The sequence below is a fragment of the Halocatena salina genome, assembly GCF_023115355.1.
GTDB lineage: Archaea > Halobacteriota > Halobacteria > Halobacteriales > Haloarculaceae > Halocatena > Halocatena salina.
This window is the reverse complement of the sequence record NZ_CP096021.1, coordinates 135284-155762: the sequence shown is the minus strand read 5'-3', so window position 1 is coordinate 155762 and position 20479 is coordinate 135284. Positions and strand designations below refer to the sequence as shown.

Here is a 20479-nt window from a genome sequence, read left to right as displayed (position 1 = left end):
GCTACCAATAAGGTGGCCGCCGACTGACCGATGCATTCGTCGCTGCTCTTGAACTCCGCAAACACCTCCGTGAAGGAACAGACTTCTGTGCTGCACTCACCGATCTCAAACTTCAAACCGAGATGCTTGAGGATAGCTATCCAGAGTGGCATCCCGCGTCGTACCCATGTCCACGGAATGCTCAAACTCTTCGTTTATCTGGAGGTCACTGGGGACAGCTATCGGTCTCTCACACGCCATCCAGAACTTGCCGATGTATTCGGTCTTGATCGGATTCCCGATGAGTAAGTTCTCTCTCGTACATGGCGCAACCGCTTCAATGACGATGTTCGGAGGTATATCATCGCTAGCGCACACTGCTTAGTCAAGGAGGCCCACAACGAAGATCTTCGTGCTCCCGAAATTCAGCCTCTGGAAGAGGTAAATCAGCCGTCCGAAGGAACTCCAGAAGCGTCTTCGGATACTACCAAGTTCTCCGATGAAGAAACCTACCGAACAACCCGCCTTGCTCGTGAGCATGGGTTCGGTCCATTTAACTTCAGGAGAGCTCAGAACGTGACATACGAGGACACGCGATTCTTTGAGCTTCAGACGTTCATCGGGAGGGTCGGCTGTGGTACACCGCAAGGCGCAGCACGATTCAAATTCCGTCAAGGAAAAGAATACGGTCCCCACGGAGACACCCACCTCCGGGCAGTCAAGCAATTTGACCCAGAATATCTCATCGACGGGTTCCATCAGGCGACAAAACAACTCCTCTCGGTGATACAGTTGGAGTCATCGTTTCGCCGTCCAGTCACCGTAGCGATTGACATCACGACTATTCGCCACTTCGGTAACGTGGAGGGAATGCCGATGGTCAGCGGGACGAAAGACGGTGAGGGAAGGGCATTCAAATTCGCTACACTCTCGATTGTCGGGTGGAACATCCCGCTGATTCTCGCCGTCGAACCAGTCCGTGAGAGTTCCTCGTGGGATCAAAACCCGCCGAACCGGATCGATCGTGTCGTTCGTCGGCTGCTCCTCAAGGCGAAAGAGCACATCCCCATCGAGATGGTATTGTGCGATCGAGAGTTCGACTCAAAGGCGGTCTACCAGACGCTCTCGAATCTCGGCGTGAACTACCTCATCCCAAAGCGAACGTACAGCACAGAGCGAGAAGCTATCGAGGCGGTGGACCAAGATGAGGTGGCTGTCGCCGTGAATTCGCGTCTGTCCACGTCGAGCATGGATCACACGCGATGCGGTTCCTATACGTTCCCTCAACGAAGAGGAACGGAACAGCAGTCTTCGCAACGAATCAGAATGTCGGCCCTGAAGAGGACGACGGCTGCGCCTCAGAATGCGCCTGTTCTGAGTTTCGCCATCGAAAGAGGACAGCACCGACGAGTGCGACCAGTATAAGTCCAACAGAGAGCAACTGCTTCGGATGTGTAATCGCCCAGAGCAGGTAACTTCGACTTCGCGCGCGCTCGTCGAACTGCCCATGGGCACTGTGATCGGTCTCCTCGTCGACTGGCTTCCAGAGGTTATGTTCTCTGTCGGGGTCCTCGGATTCGTCGGTCATCTGTGAGTCCCACCCGGACTGGGCTAACATACGGTCGAGACGTCGAGGAATGATCCGATTGCCGACTATTGCCTTCACGGTCGAGCGTCCAACCCATAGTTCATCGCGATCGTGGTGTGCTGCCCAGACGATAGCGTCAGCCGCGACTTCGGGTTGATATATTGGAGGTACGGGCTGCGGTTTGTTCGGGAGGCGACTCCGGACCCATTCGAACTGTGGTGTGTTGAGCGCGGGCATCTGCACCATTGACAGCTGGACATCGCTGTCCTCATGGATGAGCTCGGTCCGAACGGACTCGGTGAAGCCCTGAATCGCATGCTTTGACCCGCAATATGCCGACTGAAGTGGAATACCGCGATACGCAAGGGCGGATCCAACCTGAATGATCATTCCTTCATCCCGGGGAAGCATGCGGTCAAGGGCGGTTTGCGTTCCGTACACGCAGCCGAGATAGGTGACCTCGGTGACGCGCCGGTACTCGTCTGCCTCCATCTCCCGTGCCGGAGAGAATACTGACGTCATCGCGTTGTTCACCCAAATATCGATCGGCCCGAACTCCTCTTCAACGGCGTCTGCGGCCGCCTCGACCTGGTCTGCATCGGCAACATCCGTTGGAACGACAAGCGCCTCTCCACCAGCGGCTTCGACATCCTGGCGCACGCCCTCCAGTCCGGCCTCGCCGCGAGCGAGGAGTCCGACCTGCGCGCCCTGTTCGGCGAATGCACGTGCCGCCGCGCGTCCGACGCCAGCCGATGCACCCGTTATGACCACTACCTCACGTTGTGTTGTCGTACTCATGGTGTGTGATGTTATCGATTAGACGATGTACTGGGGCCACCAGTGGCCGTACTCGTCACGAATGGTCCCCTGGGGAATACTCGCGAGCACAACCAAGACACCGACAGCAACGCCGTTCGCCGTGACGAGCGTCGGCGCACCGAACACCCAGGGGGCGATGGCTACCCACGCCCCAAGTGGGACGTTGAGGAACCGGATGGCTCGCGCTGGCTCGCCTGTCGCAATGACAGTGAACGAGACGATGAGCGCGCCAACGAGGTGGCTACTATCCGCGAGTGGCCCCTGCGTCCCGAAGACCGCCGGCGAGAGCATCAGCCAGAAGCCGAGCGCCATTGCGCCGAGGAGATACCAGGGAATCGAGACGCCCCAGAACATCCCCGCGGGCCGATCGCGGTCCGACCGCGTCTCTCCGTCCAGGCCTGCGTCCTCCTCGGAGAGATGCCCACCCATCCAGAACGCGTGCCAGAGTGATACGCCCTCACTCACTCGGCGCTTGAGGAGCTGGCCCATCGCGACGACCTCGTCGACGGTGAGCGAAATCATCCAGAGCATCCCGAACGCCGACAGCAGACACAGCGTGCACCACGTGCCTACGAGCAGTGGTTGAGAGATGACAAGCAGCACCTGGACGAACCCGAGCGGGATGACGACGATGCCGAAGAACGACACCATCCACGGCATCGTCCGCCAGCGGCTCTTGTCGCCCATGAAGCCCATCAGCGCCTCGATGGCGTAGGCGACCGCACCGAGGCCGGCGTCCGACACGGGGAACGCTTTAGAGACACTCGAGTCGAGGATCTGGACGGTCCCAGTCCCGAAGACGGGATCCCAGACGGCGTTAATGTGGCCGAGCTGGTAAGCCGCCATGTAGCGCGAGACGAAAAAGCCGAACAGTCCGAGCGCGATGAGTGGCGCGCGCTGGGCTGCCGTCGAAGGGTTGTACGACCAACCCTCGGGAATGGTCGCGCCGTCCATCTCCATGCGCATCATGATGATGACAGAGAACATGATCACCAGGACGCCGACGAGGGTGTCGTTCAGGTACCCGGCGGCCGTCGGCGCGTGGAAGACGAGCGGTGCCATCAGTAGCCAGAGCCCGACAAAGGCATTGGCGTACGAGGCCCAGGGGTTCTCCCGTACGAGCGTTACGGTGCTCAAACCGATAAGAACGAAACCGGTGATCACGTCGCTCCACGACAATAGCGTGCTCTCGTAGCCGAGCGTGAACGGACTGAACAACAGCCAGAGGCCCAGCGAGATGACGCCGTACTGTATCCACGGTTCCTTGAGCGGATGATTGAGCATCATCTCGCCCGGCTCTTGCATCCCACCGTCCGACGAGTCGTCCTGGTGGTCCTGTTCGTCCGTCCCCGACGATTGCGTGGAATTGTTTTTGGTCATTGGTTCTCACTCTCGGATCGGGATTGGGTCGTATAATCGGGCGTTGCACTGCACTGCAGGTTCTTCGCCACATCGGTCTCAGCGGATGGATTCACGTCTGCTTCGTCCGGTGGGTGTCCGATGTCGGGTCCATCTGACAGAGCGAGTGCACCGTTTATGAGGCCGAGATGACTGAACGCCTGCGGGACGTTGCCAAGTTGGAGCCCCTCTTCGGGGTCGACCTCCTCAGAAAGGAGACCGAGCGGGCTCGCATGTTGTCTTGCGTCCTCGAATATGGCCTCCGCCTCGTCCACACGCCCGGACTGAGCCAGCGCGGAGACCAGCCAGAACGAACAGAGGAGGAACGCCCCCTCCTCACCCGGGAGTCCGTCATCACCCTCGTAGCGCATGACCAGTCCGTCGTCGACGAGCAGTCGGTCGAGGGTTGCGTCGATCGTAGACTGGACGCGACTGTCGTCGGCCGGGAGGAAGCCAACGAGTGGAATCAGGAGGCTCGTCGCGTCGAGCCTGTCATCATCGCCGAACGTACTGACGAAGCTGTCGGCCATCTCGCTGTAGCCCTTCTCGAGGACGGTCTCCTTGATCTCGCGCCGGCACGCCTCCCAGCGCTCGGTGGGCGCGTCGAACCCGGTCTCCGCGACAATTCTGAGTCCGCGATCTAGGGCGACCCAGCACATCACCTTCGAGTAAACGAACTGTTGGCAGTCCGTTCGCATCTCCCAGATACCTGCGTCGGGCTCCTCCCACGCCTCACACATATAGTCGATGAGGTCGCACATCGCCGTCCAGTCGTCCTCCTCGATAGTCGCCCCGTAGCGCGTCGTCTCGTAGATGCCGTGAATCAGTTCGCCGTAGACATCGACCTGGTGCTGGTCCGTCGCTGCATTACCGACACGGACGGGGGCCGACCCCCGGTATCCCGAAAGGTGATCGAGCGTCCGTTCGTCCGGGACGGGATTACCGTGCACACCGTAGATTGGATTGATGTCTGACGGTGGTCCACGCGAGCAGTGGTCTAGACAGAGATTGAAGTAGTCTCTCGCCTCAGCGCTGTGCCCGAGTTCTGTGAGTGCTCGGACGGTGAACGCGGAGTCGCGGATCCAGTTGTACCGATAGTCCCAGTTTCGCACACCACCGATATCCTCTGGAAGCGACATCGTAGGGGCCGCACAAATTGCTCCCGTCTCGTGGTTAATCAACAATTTGAGGACGAGAGCTGACCGGACAACGGTTCGATGCCACGGCCCACCAACGGGACACGCTCCGGTGTCCGGACAGGTGTGAACCCAGTCTCGCCAGTAGTCGACGACATCGTCGAGGATTTCCCGGTAGTAGTCCGATTCGAGGGTCGATTCGTGACCATACCCCAAGACGAGCCAGTGGGTGTCTCCCTCTTCGAGGGTGGTCGTCGTCCCCGCGCTGTGCGTCGAGACGGACAACGGGATCGAACTTGAGAGGAACATCTGTTCGTTGGCTCCCTGGGTGACGACTCCGTCTTTGGTAGGCTCAACGGTCGGCATCGTCCGGGCGTACTCGAAGCGAGGCGCAAAATCGACTCGGAGTTCAACTTGCCCGCGCTCGCACGTAAGGCGTCGGAATACCGTCTCCATGGGCGTTTGGCAGTCTCGAGCGAGCGGTGGGACAGGCATGAAATCGGTGACCGTCGCTCGCCCCGAAGCCGTTCGAAAGCGCGTCTTGAGGACGTTCGTTCGGTCGACATACTCCTGAAGCGACTCGAAGGACGCCGTCGGCTGGACGGTGAACCGTCCACCTCGCTGATCGTCGAGAATGGCGGCGAACACACTCGGCGAATCAATCGAGGGCAGACAACACCAGTCAATGGCACCGTCACGACCGACGAGTGCGACGGTCTCCTGGTTCCCGATAATCCCGTAGTCCTCGAGAGGAGTGTAGCTCATCTATCCAATGATTGTCACGCCAGCGCGTTCAATTTTGGTCTCATTCTCAGGGTCTTCGCCGTCGGCAAGCGTGAACCCTGAGAGGAGATCATTTTTGCTCCGTGAACGATCTGCGTTATACGATCATATTGATGCATTCACGCTCATCGTCCTCCAAGTGATCAATCTCGGACAGCGTCTCTGAGGTTGCCATTGCACCCACTACTATCGGTGGGCTCACTTTACTGAGTTGTGGCTACGACTGCAAGTGCAGATCTACTGAATCCGATACCCTCGTGAAAGCCGGCAGAACAGCGTGCATCGTCTGCCTCACCCGAATTGGATCATGGATAAGGTACTGTTAAAACTAATCTGCACGTTCGATGGTTTTGAAACCGAACCAATGCCGGTCGACGCTGATCTCGTTTCTGGCTACTTTGATACCGCTGGCGCGTATAGTCCTCCGTAGTGACATTCTTACGTGAGAACTGGCGGATACCCACAGTCAGGTTCTCAGGTGGTGGGTTCACCGGTGCGATCGGGGATTCGGTCACGGTCATCCCGATCGTCGTTGCCAGTGCCACCCTCACAGAGCTCTCGTTACCGCATCTGCTCCTCGGGTTTGTAGCGTTTCAAATCGTCTGGAGACCCTATTACGGGCTTCCGATGCCGGTCGAACCGATAAAGGCGCTCGCCGCACTCGTATCGGTGGCACCCTCACCGCTGATGAGCTGGCCGTCACGGGGCTGCTCGCCGGTGGAGCGTTGCTCGTGGTTGGATGGACGGGCACACTCGAGCGCATCGAGCGGTACGTCGGTCAGCCAGTCATTCGCGGCGTCCAGATCGCGGTAGCACTCATCCTCCTCGAAACAGGTGTCCACCTAGGTCTCGACGGCCTCCCACTCGCACTCGGGGCAACGGCTGTTGCCGGGATCGTGGTCGAAGCAGGCTACCAGCGGGTGAGTGCCCTCGTCGTCCTCTGTATCGGTGTCATGCTCACAGACGAGGATAGGCTACCCAGTGAGGTCAGCGGGACCGATGAACCGAGAGAAATGGCCTACAAATTCTCCCCACTGTCACTGGTCGGGAAGAGCATGCCGATCGTGCTTGCCGTCAAGCCGGTGATTGAAAGTTCTGTCTGGGAGGAGAATTTCTCTCACCAGTATCATCGAACGATCCGACGGCTGGTGCGACGGGCCAAGGAATTCGTGACGATCGATCTTGTCCTTGCAGATTGGGGCTTTGAATCATTGCAGGTCTACTAAACGCTGGACGACCTCGGTGTCACCTATCTCCTCACCAGGATCGAACGAGATCCCGAGAACATGTCCTCTTCTGGCTCGAACACCTCGTGACCACATTCCGGGCAGGCCTCGATTGGTGGATCGTCAGCGAGCAGATCAATCGGGAGTGCGGTCTTCTCCGCGAGGATTGGCTCACCACAGCTTCCACAATACCAGACGGGAAACGGAATACCCGAGTCACGTTGTCGAGAGATACACCAGCCCCATTCCCCTCAATCCAGTGCTTATACCGCGTGAACATGGTCTCCGGGAACCAGTCCATCTCCCCGCCGAGGGCGAGATATTCGTCGGTCCAATCGAGAAGCTTGATGTACCACTGGTCGGTGACGAGAAACTCGATATCGGTCCCACAGCATTCGTGCACCTGAACAGGGTGCGTAATCGACCGTCGATCATCCAGATACTCCCCATTGCGAAGGTCGTCAAATTTGACTGCCGCACCACGTACGTCTGCGGGTCGTCGGCAGTCGCAACCCGGATCACGCGATTCAACCCCTCCTCTAGGACTACCGTATCAATAACGCGTTCATCGAACTGTTCTGTGAGAAACAATCTGAGGCGTTCAGTATCCACGTCCGACCCGCCGCTCATACCGCGAGGTTGCGCACCGGCGAGTATAAGACTGTGTGAGGTATGCGACACTAGAGAAACGCTCTCACCGGCTCCACGAAACGTCGATTCCTTCTTCCGGACGAGCTCTTCTGGCTCACGGGAGCACACACGAATACAACATGAGGATACTGCTCCATACAACTTCTGTAGTCAGCACGCTCTCCCAATCTCTTTCCGACTCGGGGTGGAGCGAGAGGGAGGTGATCGTTTGCAGTTCATGCCATCAACAGACACAATGTCTGGAATAGCCATCTGTGATAGTGCTCTATGATTATGACGAACTTCGTGCGCACGATGAAAGCCGAGCAGGGTTAACATGCATTGGGGATAATTTCTGAGCAACCAGTGACGTTTGCAGGCCGGTACGTGCTTACGAGCTATCCGAATGCAGCCTATGCATTGAGAACACTAGCTTTAACGTTTGCAGATCAGTCTGTTAACGACGATGTTTAGCGCTGTCAACGATACAGACAAAGCGAGTGTTCTGTCGTAACCAATCAGTGGACAATCACGGCATTTCGTTGACGAAGACTTCATGCCGACCACACTCGAACCCGTTATTCTATCGATTGCATGACTCTCTATGAACGCGGCACAATCAACGCAATCTCTGAGGGCTGGCAGCGGTCCTCCGAGGAAAGTCACCGTCTGCCCCGTCGATTCGGGACCTACTCTGTCGTACCAGTCAGCACTACCGGTCGGATGCCACTGAGATAGACCCGTCCGTCAGCTACGGCGTCAAGTCGCCACCCAGGGCCGGTTACGGACAGAGGGTGTGTCCAGATGACTGCTCCATCCGCCGGATCGATGGCCGCCGCGCCGCTGTATAACACGCCTCCGACCAATGCGAAGCTGTCGAGTGGAATTGTTCCCTCAGCCGGTCGGTCGATCGTCGTGCGCCAGAGCTCGCTCCCATCGGCACGGTCGAGGGCCATGACTGTTCGATCGATGCCATCCACGGTGATATACACCGTCGTCTCATCTGCCGTTCCGATAGTCATATCTGGCGTTGCGGTCTCCGGCGCATAGGCGGTCCGCCAGTGCTCCTCGCCGGTGGTTGCATCGAGGGCGATGAGCGTCACGCCTGGTTCGCCTTCCTCTGCGACGAACAGCGTGCCGTCGGCAACCATTGGGGTGGCCGCAGGCGCAAACCGGACCCTCGGGAGGGCAGTCCACACTGGCTCCCCAGTCGCCAGATCGAGCGCACGGATGCCTGTCGCACTCGGGATGTACACCCGCCCGTCCGCGACAGGGAGTGCTCCAGGGAACATCTCATCGACCTGCGTCCGCCAGCGCTCCGTGCCATCGGTAGCAAACCCAATCACGGTTCGCGTTGCAGAGCCGTCGCTCGCAGCCACACTCGTCACGACGGTGTCCTCAGCGACAGTGACAGTGCTGAACTCGTCGTATGTCACGCCCCCCGGGGTGTCGTGCCGCCAGCGTTGCTTACCCGTGGTCGCATCGACGGCAATGAGCGCACCGTTGTATCGCGATGGACGACCACCGGGGCCGACGAACGCGACGCTCGCATACACCGTCCCATCCACCACGGCGGGGTGACCAACATCGGGCTCTGCGTCACCTTTTGGATAGTCGTGGTCCGGAACGGTTGGCTCAAACCGCCAGCGAGGCTGGCCAGTTGCAGCGTTGACAGCGACGAGGTCTTGACTGCCGACGTAGATGGACTTCCCATCGACTGCTACGCCGTCATAGATGTAATCGGAGACGTCGTCAAATGCGTCGGGCGACACTTCACTGATATCGCCAGTAGGACCGACTCCCCCCTCAACTCGTCCAGAATGGCCCGCATCAGCCCGGTACTGGGGCCAGTTGCTCATTGGCGAGGCTGAGTGTGCCTGTGCCGTCTTGGGGGCTTCATCCGCAGCTCCTGATGAGAGATCAGACAGTAGTCCAATCCCTGCAAGCCCACCGATGCTCGTAAGAACCGATCGGCGACCAATTTCAGACAGTTGCTCTACCATTACTGATAGATAGTGCCGAGTATGTTGTATAGGCTTTCTGGCCACTCTTCTAGCAGTCCTTTCAAGGGAGAGGACCAAACTACGTTCCTCAAAGAACTCCCGGTCGAAATCGAAGCGTGGGACACTGTCCTGAACAGGCACCGTCGATGAGACCGAGCAGATAGAGTTGCTGATCACGGTGCCGACACCGAAGGACCCGGTCGGCCACTCACCGCATTCATTGATGCGTGAGGACGCCTTCAAAGATGTCGGTGATGGTATTGGGAAGGCATTCGGCACTAATGTCTACGACTCTTGCGAAAGCGTACGCGCGCGGCAATGATGTAGACCTGAATCGTGACGACCCCGCTTGGGGCGATAAACAACACGCGATGTCGTTCCTCAACGAGTTGTCGAGTGACCTGCTTGTCGAAGAAGACACCGCTCTCCGGGATTGATCAGCCGGGACTGTTGGATGTAGCATATGTGCTGTCGTGGCGTGACTATCCAGCGTACAGAGCGGATCTGGTGAACGTATTGGCGCTGAGTCCCGGTTCCGAGATCGGCTCAATACTCGTCGGCGCAATCCCCTGGGCGAGAGCAGTATACGTGAGCCACCCCGCTACGAGCGCAGTCAGATAGCTGACCGCTACTGTCTTCGGCGAGTTCTCCGAGTCATGTGGGGAGAAGACGAGAATATAGGCTGCGGGCGAAAGAGCGACAAGGATGCCCCAGAAGCCAGAGGTGATCGCGATTCCGGCGAGTACGGTGAGAAGGACGATGCCGTGACCGCTCGCCCAGATCACTCGTTGATCTATCGCTTGTTTATGAGGGTGGAGTTCCACGATTAAAGAGTGTTGCGTACGAGTATGGAACGGCGTGAACAACTGTGGCGCTACTTCGATTCGAATATCCGAAAACAACGATATCTCCACCTACGAAAAGGACAGATATCCCCGAGCGTCGATATAATGAATCGTCATTAGTGGCCACCGGAGACGAAATGGAGACCGACAATCCGAAGACGATCACGGAGATAAACTGGGTGCAGAGACCAGTCGCTGACTCATCGAATAATACGATGCCTACGGCGCCGATTCCCGTCCAGACAGCATACGCGGTCCCGATCGGTAGATCCTGGACTGCTCTCGCGAGCAGAACTTACTAATGATGAGCGCAGCGACTGTCACCGTCGTCGGAATCGGTTTCGAGAGCCTGGCCACGTCCAGGCGTTCGAGAACCTCAATCACTCGATTGACGAGATCGAGGATGGATATCCGACGTAGCATCCTGATCCGCTCTCTTTTCGCGCGATGGTCCTCGCGTTCATCTTTATGGAGATCACGGACGATTCGTACGCCGAGTTCGCACGAGGACTCATCCGGCAACCGGAAGTGGCCACGATCTCGGGTTTAGCCGAGTGCCATGAGACGTGCGAGGAGACTCCCTTCTTGCCGAGTCCCTAATTAAACCAGCGCTATCACTACTTTAGTTACCGCTATCCTGCCAGCCCAAGGTGGGCAACTATGGATTCGTCTCTAATGCTAGAAGCCGACCGTCCGTACGACTGTGATTTATTTTCTTCTGATTAATTCTATGATGTTAAAATAGACACAATCTACACATTTTTGTCGAAAGGGTGACTATGCCAACGACGATCGCCTCCAATCAGACTGTGTTTAAAACAATAGCAGATAACTCCGATTTTTACTGGCCACACTACCGTGATCCAGAGACCGAGCTCACGAGTAGCGACCTCGAAGCGTTCGAACACGACGTTCACCGACTTGCTTGCGAGTGGTTCAAACACGACGCCCATGATGACGTAGAAGCATTCATCAGTTGGTGTCCGCTGTACCACCTCGATTTTAGTCCGCATGACGCACACCCATCGTGGCACGCGAAGACGAAGCCGGCAGTCCCAATGATTCGTGCACTGATGGTGATGGAGCTACACGACTGGGAGCACGAGACAGCTCTTATAGGGTATCTCGCCAATCACCCTGACCTGGTCGACGCACTCGGTTTTGAAACGACACCTGACCAGTCGACGATTTGGCGGGCTCGCCACGAGCGATTTAGCGACGAGTTGCTCCGCTCGATCGAGGAGTGTGTGACCTCACTCTGTCTACTTGCGACAGAGAACGGTGTGTCCGTTCCGGTGAGCAACTCCAGTTCGCTTAAGACCGATCTCCCACCGTTGGAGGAATCAGACGATGGTCCCACCCAACGAGAGATCCTTCGGCGAGCAGACGAACTCACAGCGGAGGCTCAGCGTCGTATTTTTCCAGCGTTTTCGCTTGACCATACGGAACAAGCGTCGATTCCGGAGGATGCGTTCTGGGAGTTACAGACGTACCTTGGACTGGGCGAGAACCTGTGTGCAAACGAGGGAGCCCGGAGTTTTCTCACCGAATCGACGCGCAAGCAGACCCCACTCGGCCACAATCATCGTCATCATATCCGCCAATTTTCGATTGAATCGATTCGGGAAATGTACCATGAGGCGATGCAGCGGCTTTTGGCTGAAACAACGAGTCGGTCACACTTTCTTGGAGCTGCATCCGTCGCGATCGATACGACGGAGGGGAGTCCGTTTACTGGCGATCGGACGGGCCACGAGGACGAAATCCTCGAGACAAAGGAGGATAATAACGAGTACGCGTATCAGTGGGCCTCGATTCAGACAGTTGGCCGTGGGCCACGGATCATGCTTGACGCTCGGCCAGTCCGGAGAGGCGATACGCTCGTTGAAATCGTCACAGACCTGCTTGATTCAGCCGAAGATCTGATTCAGATCGAGCGGGTGCTGATGGACCGAGAATTCGACAGCCAGCACGTCTTAGAGAGGATCGTCGAGCGTGGTTACGAGTACCTTGTCCCGAAGCGCAAGCAGACGAGCGAGAAAGCCGTTGCAAGCCGAATGGAAAAACACGGGGTGGAGACGGCGATCAACGAGCGTATGCTTCACCTTGGAAAGAACGAGTGGCACCAGACCCATCTGCTATATCTCCCCAAGCGAGAATTTTCAGGCCAGATTGAGGAGGGTCACGAACGATACGTTGTGTTCATGTCGTCAGAACCGGTGACGGGAACGGTTGAAGGTCGAGTTAGCTTCTATAGTGACCGTTGGGAGATCGAGATCGGCTACAAGCATGTTAAGCGGTTCATGGCGAAGACGACCTCAAAGGACTTCGTGCTCCGATTTTTCTACTTTGCGTTCGCCTGCTTGCTATACTCGCTCTGGCGGCTAATCGACCATCTGGTACAGGTGTTCTTCACGGACACCTACGGCGATGATCCATGGGTGACGATGCACGATGTGCTGACGTCGCTGAAGAAGCGAACCGGGATTGGGTAGCTACGTTGTTCACTCCATATTCGCGCGCTCAAAGAGCTACAGGTCTATCTCTTGAAATCAGAAATATTACTATTGTAGAATAATAGGGCCAATCCCTGAGTGAACCACTACTAAATTGGCCATAATTGCGAAGAGATTACGCATTGATTGGGAAAATAAGACGGCGATTCTCAACTAATGAAAATCAATCCGAGGAGTGAGATGTTCGCCGTCGACGAGGTGAGAGCAGGGGCTTCGGCTTTAGTCAACAATCGGTGGAGCAAGGGCATCTTGTTGACTAGAGCTCCGAACCCGTTGAACCGACCTGTGCTCCGTGCCGATCGGGGCGCGTCCCTAGTGTGTCTCAGAAACTCACCCTTCTGAGACATTATTAAACCACCGCATACGATATAACCAATCGAGTAATATGATAGTGGAGGACTGTTTGATTCACTCACCAATAGCCAGGAATAACCCCCTCTCGTTTCCACTCTAATCGCCGTTTCATTCATCGATTCGTGGGCGTAACGTTCACTTTCACTTTGGTCTAAGAACCGTTATTGTACCTCGCGACGATCCTCTTGTATGAACGAGTCTCCGTATGACGTGCCACACCAAGGGTGCGGTCGTAGCTCTCGGAGCGGGAGGTGACGAGATGGTATCAAGAAGTAAAATCAGGCGCGAAATGCGACGAGCACAGCGCAAGGCAGAGCGACAAATGAAACGCGAACTCCGTAAGGCTCAGCGCAAGGCCGAACACGATGTCAAGCGTGAAATGCGTAAGGCCGAGTGAGAGGCCGAACAGGAACTGCGTAAGCTCCGCCGACGGCTGTAGTGGTGTACAGCTGTCCTGATGTATCGACTTCCAACTGCTCTTGATCCTCCCTTCTATCTTGCAACACAGGTCGTTGTAAAGATAGTTTACACTCCGGAAGAACTGGCCGCCATACTGAGTGACTGATGTTACTCGATTATGTTGTACTCGTGGTTCACCCCCTGTCAGCAGGGATTGACTGCTGCCAGTCTGTTAGTAGCCCCGCGCGATTTAATGCAGAACACCCCTGTCAGCGAGATGGTAGCACAATACCACCAGCGGAAACATCGGAAACGGTGAGTGTTGGGTACAGCCAAAGGGACGCTTTCCGAGGTTTCTCACCGACGACAGATTTCACTCGAAATCAGGTGTGTCCCGCGCCGGTCACGCTGAAACCCGTTACCTGTTACATCCTCTGTGCGCGCCTCTTTCTGGACTGCATACCGCGACCGAAACTCCCTTGTACTACAAAGAATTACAATGAAGTACAATGCCAGTCCATCTTGATACGCACACGCCCGAGGCGGATCTTACGCCGGGAACCACGAAATCCGACATCGTGGCGTTTCTCTACGACAATCCCGAGTATGGGTACAAACCCATCGAAATCAGGAATCACCTTGACATCCCACACGGGACCGCGACGACGACCCTCAAACGTCTTCACGAAGAGGGCTATATCGGTAAGACCGACGACAGCTACTACCACGCCCTCGACAACCGCGAAGACCTCCGCCGCTACGTCGCCTCTCTCGACCAGCTCCAGCGGATGTTCAACCGGCCAACCGACGAGACCGACATGGGAGACGCACCCGCCGAGGACATCGACATCGCTGCGGTCGAGGACGAGCTTGACGCACTAGAAAACGAGATACAGGATGAGTGACTATCCTGTCGGGGCCGTCATGTGGGCAGTTGACCCAACTAAAGCACACGACAACCGCCCTGTCATCGTTCTCTCCCACGAATCACGTCCGTTCGGGTCGGTCGAGTGTACCGTGATGTGCCTCGGCACGGGTGCGAACGACTATGACCACTACGCGCCTGAGCTGACCGACGATCATCTCTCGGAGATCTCGTTCAGCACCCGAACATTCCTGATGCCGTGGGCGCTTTACACCATTCCGCCGGGGACGCTGCTAACGGAGAAAGCACACGGTGAACTCACTGAGACGGGCGAACGACTCGTCAAAAAGTCACTCCTCATGCTGTTTGAAGTGTGATCAACAGTACTCACCACAGTTACCTCACAAATTTGGATCGATTCGATTTCGTGGGGTAACCGGGGGGTTCGCGGGCAGTGTGAGTGTGCGGAAGGAATTTCTTCTACACATACCGTGCAAAAGCTCTATTCTTTATAAAACAGCCAGGGGTATGCAATAGTATGGCTACTGGAGCGATCTATGCCCGCGTGAGTACCGACGAAGCCGATGATCTCCAAGACTCATATGGCTGGATTGAGGATCAGGAGATCTCCATCTACATCGTCGACGATATGATCGACGCGATCAAGACCTGATGAGAGGACACAAATAAGACGGCTTACTCCCGGTTATCGATCTGTCTCTGTTGTTGTTCTATCGATCCCCAACGAAGACTGTCCCTGCTGCCTTTTGATTACAAGGCCTAGATGCTTGGGAGAAGACGCCGAAGACAACAGTATGCCACAGTTCAGTGTGACCGCTCAGAGTGAGAATCCGACGAAAACAAGCGTCGAGGCGCGTGAGTTCGAGATGACGGTTGACGAACCCGAGAACGCGGGCGGGACGAATGAGGGACCAAATCCCCTCGAATACCTGATTAGCGGACAAGCAGGCTGTCTCAACGCGACCGGCCATCAGGTCGCGGATGATATGGGCCTCGACCTCGATGGAATTGAAATTGACATTACAGGCGAGTTCGATCCGGCGAAATTCATGGGGGAAGCGACTGATGAACGGGCCGGGTTTCAGGATGTCACAGTCACAATCGAAGCGGACACCGATGCAGATGACGAGACCCTCCAACAATGGGCCGAGCAGACCGAAGATCGGTGTCCAGTCACCGATAATATGCAGCACTCAACGCCCATGGATGTGTCAGTAACGAGACTGTGATCGCTACTCATGAGTAATTCATCAGCGCTCTTGGGTAGACCATTGTTGGTGGAGAGCCCTCCAGTGATTTTGCTGTCGAGACGAGTCGGTCGAGGGAAGAGAAGAACGTAGTTGTCGCTGGCTGAATTCGTGGTTTTACTGACCTGGCACAGACTACGTGATCGCCACCAACAATCTCCTTCATAAGAGCGTTGCGTGAATGTCTATGAGAAACACGAATTAATCGGCTGTGTACCGCTCGCGGTTGTCCGCGATCTTCCGTACAGTCGATCGGGAAATTCCGAGTGAACATGCTAACTTGCGCTTGCTCGCGCCTTTATCGAGTTCATCGAGCGCCACGACCGCTTTCTCGTAGTCGTCGTTCGGTGTGAGATACCCTTCGGACCCAACGTCGAAGCCGAACGGTGGACGACCGTGCCATTTGCCCTGCTCTTGCGCCGCAGCGATCCCTTCCCGGACGTTCTCGCGTTTGATCTCGGCTTCGAGTTCCGCAAACGTCGCAGCGACAGTCAGAAACGCGCGCGTGTAGGGATCGGAGTCGTTCGGATCAAGATCGATCCCCATATCCAGGATGTGCAGCCCAACGCTGTTCTCGTCCACAATGCGCTCGACAGTAGCGCTGAAATCCCGTACCGACCGGGAGATCCGAGAGACCTCCGACGCGATCACCTGCCGGATCTCGCCGTTCTCGATGTCGTTCATAAGATCCCGGTATCCGTCACGGTCGGTATTCGTCCCAGTCTGTTTGTCGAGATATAATTCGATCTCGGCTGGCTCGACACCGAGGCGATCGGTCGCGTACTCGCTGGTGATCTGCCGCTGACGGCTGAGGTCCTGGTCAGCCGTCGATACCCGACAATAGAGTGCAGTTGTTTCGCTCATTCGTTCCACTTTGTACCACCCCCGTCATTAACTTAAAGACATCCCACTTCTCACCAGTCTGGCGAAAAACTATTCCTTCTCGCCATGTCAGAAATTCACATAATAGCCGATGACGGAAGGGACATGACGTAACCTCACTCTGGACAGCAGTCTAACATGGGAAGGACAACAGTGTTGTTCATCGTGAGAGTTAGCTCCGAGGCTGATCAACGGGGTGGGCAATAGCTTGTCGTTTGAGCATTTTGAGGGGAACTGCTCAGAGAGGGCGTCAGTCGGAGGGCATCAGGTCCATCAGCATATATCACGGTAAAAATTGCACGCTGTTGAGCCGACAGCTGGTGAACGACGAGTAGTTGTGATCAGGGGATGATATCAGAAAACAATTCACCAACTGATAGATATCGACTATATATTCGAGTAAGCCAAATACAGCTACTAGGTATTATGCAAATCAAACCAATCTACAACATAATTGATAACTGGGTGCGGAACCTCTCATCGCTTCAGTACGCGCTTTTGGCGTGGGGCGCTGCATTCAGCGTCGGTGTTCCCACCGGCCTCATGTTCCCGGGAAACACCTTCCTCAACGCAGCACTGACCGCTGCAGGGAGTGCGACTGGGGTCGCGCTTGTCTTTTACTTCGCGGAGAGGCCAGATGGGTGATACCGCTGACATCACTGTTCTCAATACGGTTGTCGATCCACAGTGTACGTCGCATGTCCACTTCGTCCAATGAGCTCACCGGGACTGAACTGCAGGGGAAGACGAAGCGGACCTTCTCTAAGATAGTTATAGACGAATCCTTATAGAATAAAGACATACACCGTCTACACAATCACGGCATGTAATACCATACAATCAACAATTTTTAATACTATTATTACCAAAACAAATCAATGAAGTAAAATGGGGCAGAAAATGTCGACGCCACCTGATTCGATAGAGATGACCAGTGCTGATTCGGATAATTCGAAAGCAGCTGAAGCAGTCGATTTCTACGTGTTGAAACGAGCTGTGGTCAGGCGGGCTAGCTCAGTTCTTGGTCACAAACGCGATTCAACTACTAGTTGACATCATCTGCTGGATTCGGTGACGGCGCTGCTGAACAAGTGACGTTCGAAGTTCTTCATCCGTGTCCTGATGAGTAGCTCTGAAATTCCCCGTTTTCCAGAGAATGGAGAGGAGTTGATAGAGTTTACGTCGTTTTTGATACGCATCAGTCAGCTGAAACCGTCCGTAGCTGTCGTAGAGAGCGGTTCGTAACTGGGACTGTGTCTCCGTTGGAAATTCATACACATCGATGAACAGAAATTCGAGGCGCGCAAGCTGGTACTCGGGGGGAGCGGCTAGAACGTCTTCCCAATCGATGATCGCTGTCACAGATTCCATTGCGTCGTCAACAAGGAGGTTCGCCGGGCGGAAATCATCGTGAACCAACACTGCCTGTGAAGTCTCAGGAAGGTACTGTCGGTGCGTCGCATACCACGACTTCAATTCAGGAACAAGATCGGCAAAGCGTGTCTCCCGAAGTCGTTCGAGACAGGTGGTCCATTGAGTGTCACACCACTCTGTCCATTGATATTCATCGACTGGCTTGAGGGTATCGTCAACGACTCGGAGTGGCCCACACGTGCTGAACGGAAACGACTCGTGGACGACAGTCAGGGTTGTCCCGATCTCAGCCATGAGACGTTTCTGTTTGTCAAGGGCGAGATCGTGAAACTGCCCATGCAGACTATCACCCGTGGACTTCTCCATGACGAAATACGGCGGTAACTTAGACGGGGATAAATCAACTGCGAGAACTTCTGGAACTAGAATCGACGTTCGCTCAGCAACTACGGTCAGCACGTGGGACTCAACAGCAAGAGCGTCAACTGCAAGGTCGTTAGATGAAGCGGCGTCAAAGTATTTTAGCACATGCGGAGAATTTCGTTTACAGAATTTGACAACGAATCCCTCACTATCGGTGTCGTCATCGATGATATGTACAGTTCCCTTGCCACCTAACCCGGATGAGGATGGATCATCATGATCAAATCGTTGGTGGAGATAAGAGCTGAAATCTGTTGGAATAGTCATTGTCAACTCTATAAAATTACTAACTTCCCAGTACCATAGTAGCTGTCATCAGATGCTGAACAACTCCACATAAACTTCATACGGTTTGAATTAATTAAGAAGAATAAGATGTCAGGATTGGCAGCTGTTTATGAAGATCACTCAGATTCTCTGGCACAGCATGTGTTTGAAGAAATGTTGGAACGGATCTCATACCGGGCTACCGATGGGGAAGGAGTATTGCGACGTGATACAATTCTCATCGGTCATCAGCATCTGTATACGACACCAGAAGAGCGTGAAGAGGATCAACCACTCATTGATGACGGTGTCGCTGTGGCGCTCGATGGGCGGATCGATAATCGAACCGACCTACTGGCAATGCTATCAATAGAGAAAGAGGGGCTAACTGACACTGAGATATTTCTACAATTGTATATTAAATACGGTGTTGAATGTTTCTCGAAGATTATTGGGCCGTTTGCTATCTGTATCTGGGATAAAAAAGAGAATAGAGTGGTACTCGCTCGGGATAAAACGGGGATTCGCCATCTATTCTATGCCCGAACAGATCACGGTGCCGTTATCTGTTCGGATATGCATCCGCTTACAGTCCATCCTGACGTGCGTGCAGCAGTCAATTCCGATGTTGCATTGAGTTATCTTCTGCAGCGTCAGATCCCAGGTAAGACGTTCTACACGGATATTCAAGCCGTGTTGCCGGGCGAGTACGTCAGTATCTCCTCAGACAACATCAGTACTCATCGATATTGGGAGTTAGAGCACCACGAGCACAGACTCCACACTACTGATTCGTTGGAGGAGATGTTGTATGAGTTAATTCATGAAGCAATCAAATGTCGGCTCCGTGGAGTGAATCCGTCCGGTGTAATGCTCAGTGGAGGCGTCGATTCGACAACTGTTGCTGGTATTGCCACAACGATGTGTGACGATCTCCGTGGATACTCCGTGGTGTTCGATGAGTATCCGGCAGGAATCGGGTTCGAGAACCCGTCTGTAGCGACAGAGGAAACAGAACGGATTCACAAAGCCGCCCAGACCTTCGGGATCGACACTGTGGAAATAACAGGAAACAGGATCTGTCCATTTAGTAATGAAGAGGTCCATGAGTTCACGTTTGCAGATAACCCCTGTCACACGACGACACAGGCCGTTAACAATGTCATGTTTCAACGAGCTGCTGCTGATTCGTGTCGAATACTTCTCACCGGTCACGATGCCGAATATTTACGGGGAACGTATCTTCGAATCGCAGATTTACTGCGCCGAGGCTCCATCCGCAAGTTGATCAAGGAGATAGTCAGTGATGACGCTGCTGTCACAACAAATCTATTGAATTTGGGGTGTTATCCACTCATCGCAGATTGTCTTGATGCGACCTACAGTCCAGCCTTCCCGGATCAGACACCGATTCCCAAAATAATCGGTGACGAGTATAACCTATTCAGGGAGCTTCGTCCGCCGACTACTCATCGATTCAGCTTTGAAACCCTCAAGAACACACGGTTTGCAGAGTTATTCGACACAGATATCAATCGATATGCGAAATATGCAGCACGACGAGTCGCACTGAAGAACGGAGTGGAACTTCGATACCCATTTTCTGATGCTCGAATCGTCGAATTCATTGTCGCTGTCCCCGCCGGAGAACTGCTACAAGGGGGGGGAGCCGTACCATTTATACAATCGAGTACTTGAGACCGTTCTTCCGCCGACAATCCTCT

Annotated in this window: 18 protein-coding genes and 4 pseudogenes; 13 read left to right on the top strand and 9 right to left on the bottom strand. The window is 55.0% G+C overall.

The genetic code is table 11. The features are described 5' to 3' along the window. Positions 1–23 precede the first annotated feature (23 nt). Positions 24–1370: pseudogene (locus tag MW046_RS19775) on the top strand (transposase); the annotation flags it as partial. On the opposite strand, the gene MW046_RS15955 reads toward MW046_RS19775, so the two are convergent. Genes MW046_RS15955 through MW046_RS15945 form a run of 3 tightly spaced genes read right to left on the bottom strand, consistent with a single transcriptional unit; the run spans position 1301 to position 5685 of the window. After that, positions 1301–2365, bottom strand: a complete 1065-nt coding sequence (locus MW046_RS15955) for an SDR family oxidoreductase (RefSeq protein ID WP_247995529.1) — start codon at positions 2363–2365, stop codon at positions 1301–1303. The pseudogene MW046_RS19775 and the gene MW046_RS15955 sit on opposite strands and share 70 nt — an antisense overlap. 18 nt (positions 2366–2383) lie before the next feature. Further along, positions 2384–3766, bottom strand: coding sequence for a vitamin K epoxide reductase family protein (locus MW046_RS15950; RefSeq protein ID WP_247995528.1), 1383 nt, complete (start codon positions 3764–3766; stop codon positions 2384–2386). After that, the gene (locus MW046_RS15945; protein ID WP_247995527.1) at positions 3763–5685 is read right to left on the bottom strand and encodes a glycoside hydrolase family 15 protein; all 1923 of its coding nucleotides are present in this window, start codon (positions 5683–5685) and stop codon (positions 3763–3765) included. The genes MW046_RS15950 and MW046_RS15945 overlap by 4 nt, the downstream gene beginning before the upstream one ends. Positions 5686–6132: 447 nt before the next feature. Here MW046_RS15945 and MW046_RS15940 point away from each other — a divergent pair, with 447 nt between their 5' ends. Together MW046_RS15940 and MW046_RS15935 are read left to right on the top strand one after the other, a co-directional pair. Next, positions 6133–6516, top strand: a complete 384-nt coding sequence (locus MW046_RS15940; protein ID WP_247995526.1) for a putative sulfate/molybdate transporter — start codon at positions 6133–6135, stop codon at positions 6514–6516. Next, complete coding sequence (locus MW046_RS15935; protein WP_247995525.1) at positions 6435–6929, top strand: hypothetical protein; 495 nt, start codon at positions 6435–6437, stop codon at positions 6927–6929. Before MW046_RS15940 ends, MW046_RS15935 begins: the two co-directional genes overlap by 82 nt. A gap of 56 nt (positions 6930–6985) precedes the next feature. Here the strand turns inward: MW046_RS15935 and MW046_RS15930 are convergent. Beyond that, positions 6986–7368: pseudogene (locus MW046_RS15930) on the bottom strand (class I tRNA ligase family protein); the annotation flags it as partial. Positions 7369–8248: 880 nt separating this feature from the next. After that, positions 8249–9562 (bottom strand): outer membrane protein assembly factor BamB, encoded by a 1314-nt coding sequence (locus MW046_RS15925; RefSeq protein WP_247995524.1) that lies wholly within the window; start codon positions 9560–9562, stop codon positions 8249–8251. 281 nt (positions 9563–9843) lie between these two features. On the opposite strand from MW046_RS15925, the gene MW046_RS15920 reads away from it, so the two are divergent. Further along, positions 9844–9999 (top strand): hypothetical protein, encoded by a 156-nt coding sequence (locus MW046_RS15920; protein ID WP_247995523.1) that lies wholly within the window; start codon positions 9844–9846, stop codon positions 9997–9999. 45 nt (positions 10000–10044) lie between these two features. On the opposite strand, the gene MW046_RS15910 is transcribed toward MW046_RS15920, so the two are convergent. Together MW046_RS15910 and MW046_RS15905 are read right to left on the bottom strand one after the other, a co-directional pair. Continuing rightward, complete coding sequence (locus MW046_RS15910) at positions 10045–10386, bottom strand: hypothetical protein (protein ID WP_247995586.1); 342 nt, start codon at positions 10384–10386, stop codon at positions 10045–10047. A 137-nt stretch (positions 10387–10523) separates the two neighbouring features. After that, positions 10524–10752 (bottom strand): annotated as a pseudogene (locus tag MW046_RS15905) (DMT family transporter); the annotation flags it as partial. Between the two features lie 12 nt (positions 10753–10764). Here MW046_RS15905 and MW046_RS15900 point away from each other — a divergent pair. The 7 genes and pseudogenes from MW046_RS15900 to MW046_RS15875 form a co-directional block, all read left to right on the top strand. After that, a pseudogene (locus MW046_RS15900) lies at positions 10765–10967 on the top strand (transposase); the annotation flags it as partial. A gap of 219 nt (positions 10968–11186) precedes the next feature. Beyond that, positions 11187–12902 carry a transposase gene (locus tag MW046_RS15895; RefSeq protein ID WP_247995522.1) on the top strand — a complete coding sequence of 572 codons (1716 nt, stop codon included), beginning with the start codon at positions 11187–11189 and terminating at the stop codon, positions 12900–12902. Positions 12903–13482: 580 nt separating this feature from the next. Further along, a complete protein-coding gene (locus tag MW046_RS15890) occupies positions 13483–13674 on the top strand; it encodes a hypothetical protein (protein ID WP_247995521.1) in 192 nt (63 codons plus the stop codon). A 511-nt stretch (positions 13675–14185) separates the two neighbouring features. Further along, positions 14186–14581 (top strand): PadR family transcriptional regulator, encoded by a 396-nt coding sequence (locus MW046_RS15885; RefSeq protein ID WP_247995520.1) that lies wholly within the window; start codon positions 14186–14188, stop codon positions 14579–14581. After that, complete coding sequence (locus MW046_RS15880; protein WP_247995519.1) at positions 14574–14918, top strand: hypothetical protein; 345 nt, start codon at positions 14574–14576, stop codon at positions 14916–14918. Before MW046_RS15885 ends, MW046_RS15880 begins: the two co-directional genes overlap by 8 nt. Positions 14919–15079: 161 nt before the next feature. Next, on the top strand, positions 15080–15214 hold the full coding sequence (locus tag MW046_RS19495; protein ID WP_282190248.1) for a hypothetical protein: 135 nt from the start codon (positions 15080–15082) through the stop codon (positions 15212–15214). Positions 15215–15356: 142 nt separating this feature from the next. Next, positions 15357–15791, top strand: a complete 435-nt coding sequence (locus MW046_RS15875; RefSeq protein WP_247995518.1) for an OsmC family protein — start codon at positions 15357–15359, stop codon at positions 15789–15791. A gap of 219 nt (positions 15792–16010) precedes the next feature. Here MW046_RS15875 and MW046_RS15870 read toward each other — a convergent pair whose 3' ends face one another. Beyond that, complete coding sequence (locus MW046_RS15870) at positions 16011–16673, bottom strand: recombinase family protein (RefSeq protein ID WP_247995517.1); 663 nt, start codon at positions 16671–16673, stop codon at positions 16011–16013. A 444-nt stretch (positions 16674–17117) separates the two neighbouring features. Between MW046_RS15870 and MW046_RS15865 the strand changes: the two genes are divergently transcribed. After that, positions 17118–17336 carry a hypothetical protein gene (locus MW046_RS15865; RefSeq protein ID WP_247995516.1) on the top strand — a complete coding sequence of 73 codons (219 nt, stop codon included), beginning with the start codon at positions 17118–17120 and terminating at the stop codon, positions 17334–17336. 393 nt (positions 17337–17729) lie between these two features. Here MW046_RS15865 and MW046_RS15860 read toward each other — a convergent pair whose 3' ends face one another. Next, the gene (locus MW046_RS15860) at positions 17730–18755 is read right to left on the bottom strand and encodes a phosphotransferase family protein (protein ID WP_247995515.1); all 1026 of its coding nucleotides are present in this window, start codon (positions 18753–18755) and stop codon (positions 17730–17732) included. 108 nt (positions 18756–18863) lie between these two features. Here MW046_RS15860 and MW046_RS15855 point away from each other — a divergent pair, with 108 nt between their 5' ends. After that, positions 18864–20453, top strand: coding sequence for an asparagine synthetase B family protein (locus tag MW046_RS15855; protein ID WP_247995514.1), 1590 nt, complete (start codon positions 18864–18866; stop codon positions 20451–20453). The last annotated feature ends 26 nt before the right edge of the window (positions 20454–20479 follow it).

Excerpts from the sequence above, each read along its gene's own strand:
- MW046_RS15955 (WP_247995529.1), bottom strand. The coding sequence starts at position 2,365 with ATGAGTACGACAACACAACGTGAGGTAGTGGTCATAACGGGTGCATCG.
- MW046_RS15950 (WP_247995528.1), bottom strand. The coding sequence starts at position 3,766 with ATGACCAAAAACAATTCCACGCAATCGTCGGGGACGGACGAACAGGAC.
- MW046_RS15945 (WP_247995527.1), bottom strand. The coding sequence starts at position 5,685 with ATGAGCTACACTCCTCTCGAGGACTACGGGATTATCGGGAACCAGGAG.
- MW046_RS15925 (WP_247995524.1), bottom strand. The coding sequence starts at position 9,562 with ATGGTAGAGCAACTGTCTGAAATTGGTCGCCGATCGGTTCTTACGAGC.
- MW046_RS15920 (WP_247995523.1), top strand. The coding sequence starts at position 9,844 with ATGTCTACGACTCTTGCGAAAGCGTACGCGCGCGGCAATGATGTAGAC.
- MW046_RS15895 (WP_247995522.1), top strand. The coding sequence starts at position 11,187 with ATGCCAACGACGATCGCCTCCAATCAGACTGTGTTTAAAACAATAGCA.
- MW046_RS15890 (WP_247995521.1), top strand. The coding sequence starts at position 13,483 with ATGACGTGCCACACCAAGGGTGCGGTCGTAGCTCTCGGAGCGGGAGGT.
- MW046_RS15885 (WP_247995520.1), top strand. The coding sequence starts at position 14,186 with ATGCCAGTCCATCTTGATACGCACACGCCCGAGGCGGATCTTACGCCG.
- MW046_RS15880 (WP_247995519.1), top strand. The coding sequence starts at position 14,574 with ATGAGTGACTATCCTGTCGGGGCCGTCATGTGGGCAGTTGACCCAACT.
- MW046_RS19495 (WP_282190248.1), top strand. The coding sequence starts at position 15,080 with ATGGCTACTGGAGCGATCTATGCCCGCGTGAGTACCGACGAAGCCGAT.
- MW046_RS15875 (WP_247995518.1), top strand. The coding sequence starts at position 15,357 with ATGCCACAGTTCAGTGTGACCGCTCAGAGTGAGAATCCGACGAAAACA.
- MW046_RS15870 (WP_247995517.1), bottom strand. The coding sequence starts at position 16,673 with ATGAGCGAAACAACTGCACTCTATTGTCGGGTATCGACGGCTGACCAG.
- MW046_RS15865 (WP_247995516.1), top strand. The coding sequence starts at position 17,118 with ATGCAAATCAAACCAATCTACAACATAATTGATAACTGGGTGCGGAAC.
- MW046_RS15860 (WP_247995515.1), bottom strand. The coding sequence starts at position 18,755 with ATGACTATTCCAACAGATTTCAGCTCTTATCTCCACCAACGATTTGAT.
- MW046_RS15855 (WP_247995514.1), top strand. The coding sequence starts at position 18,864 with ATGTCAGGATTGGCAGCTGTTTATGAAGATCACTCAGATTCTCTGGCA.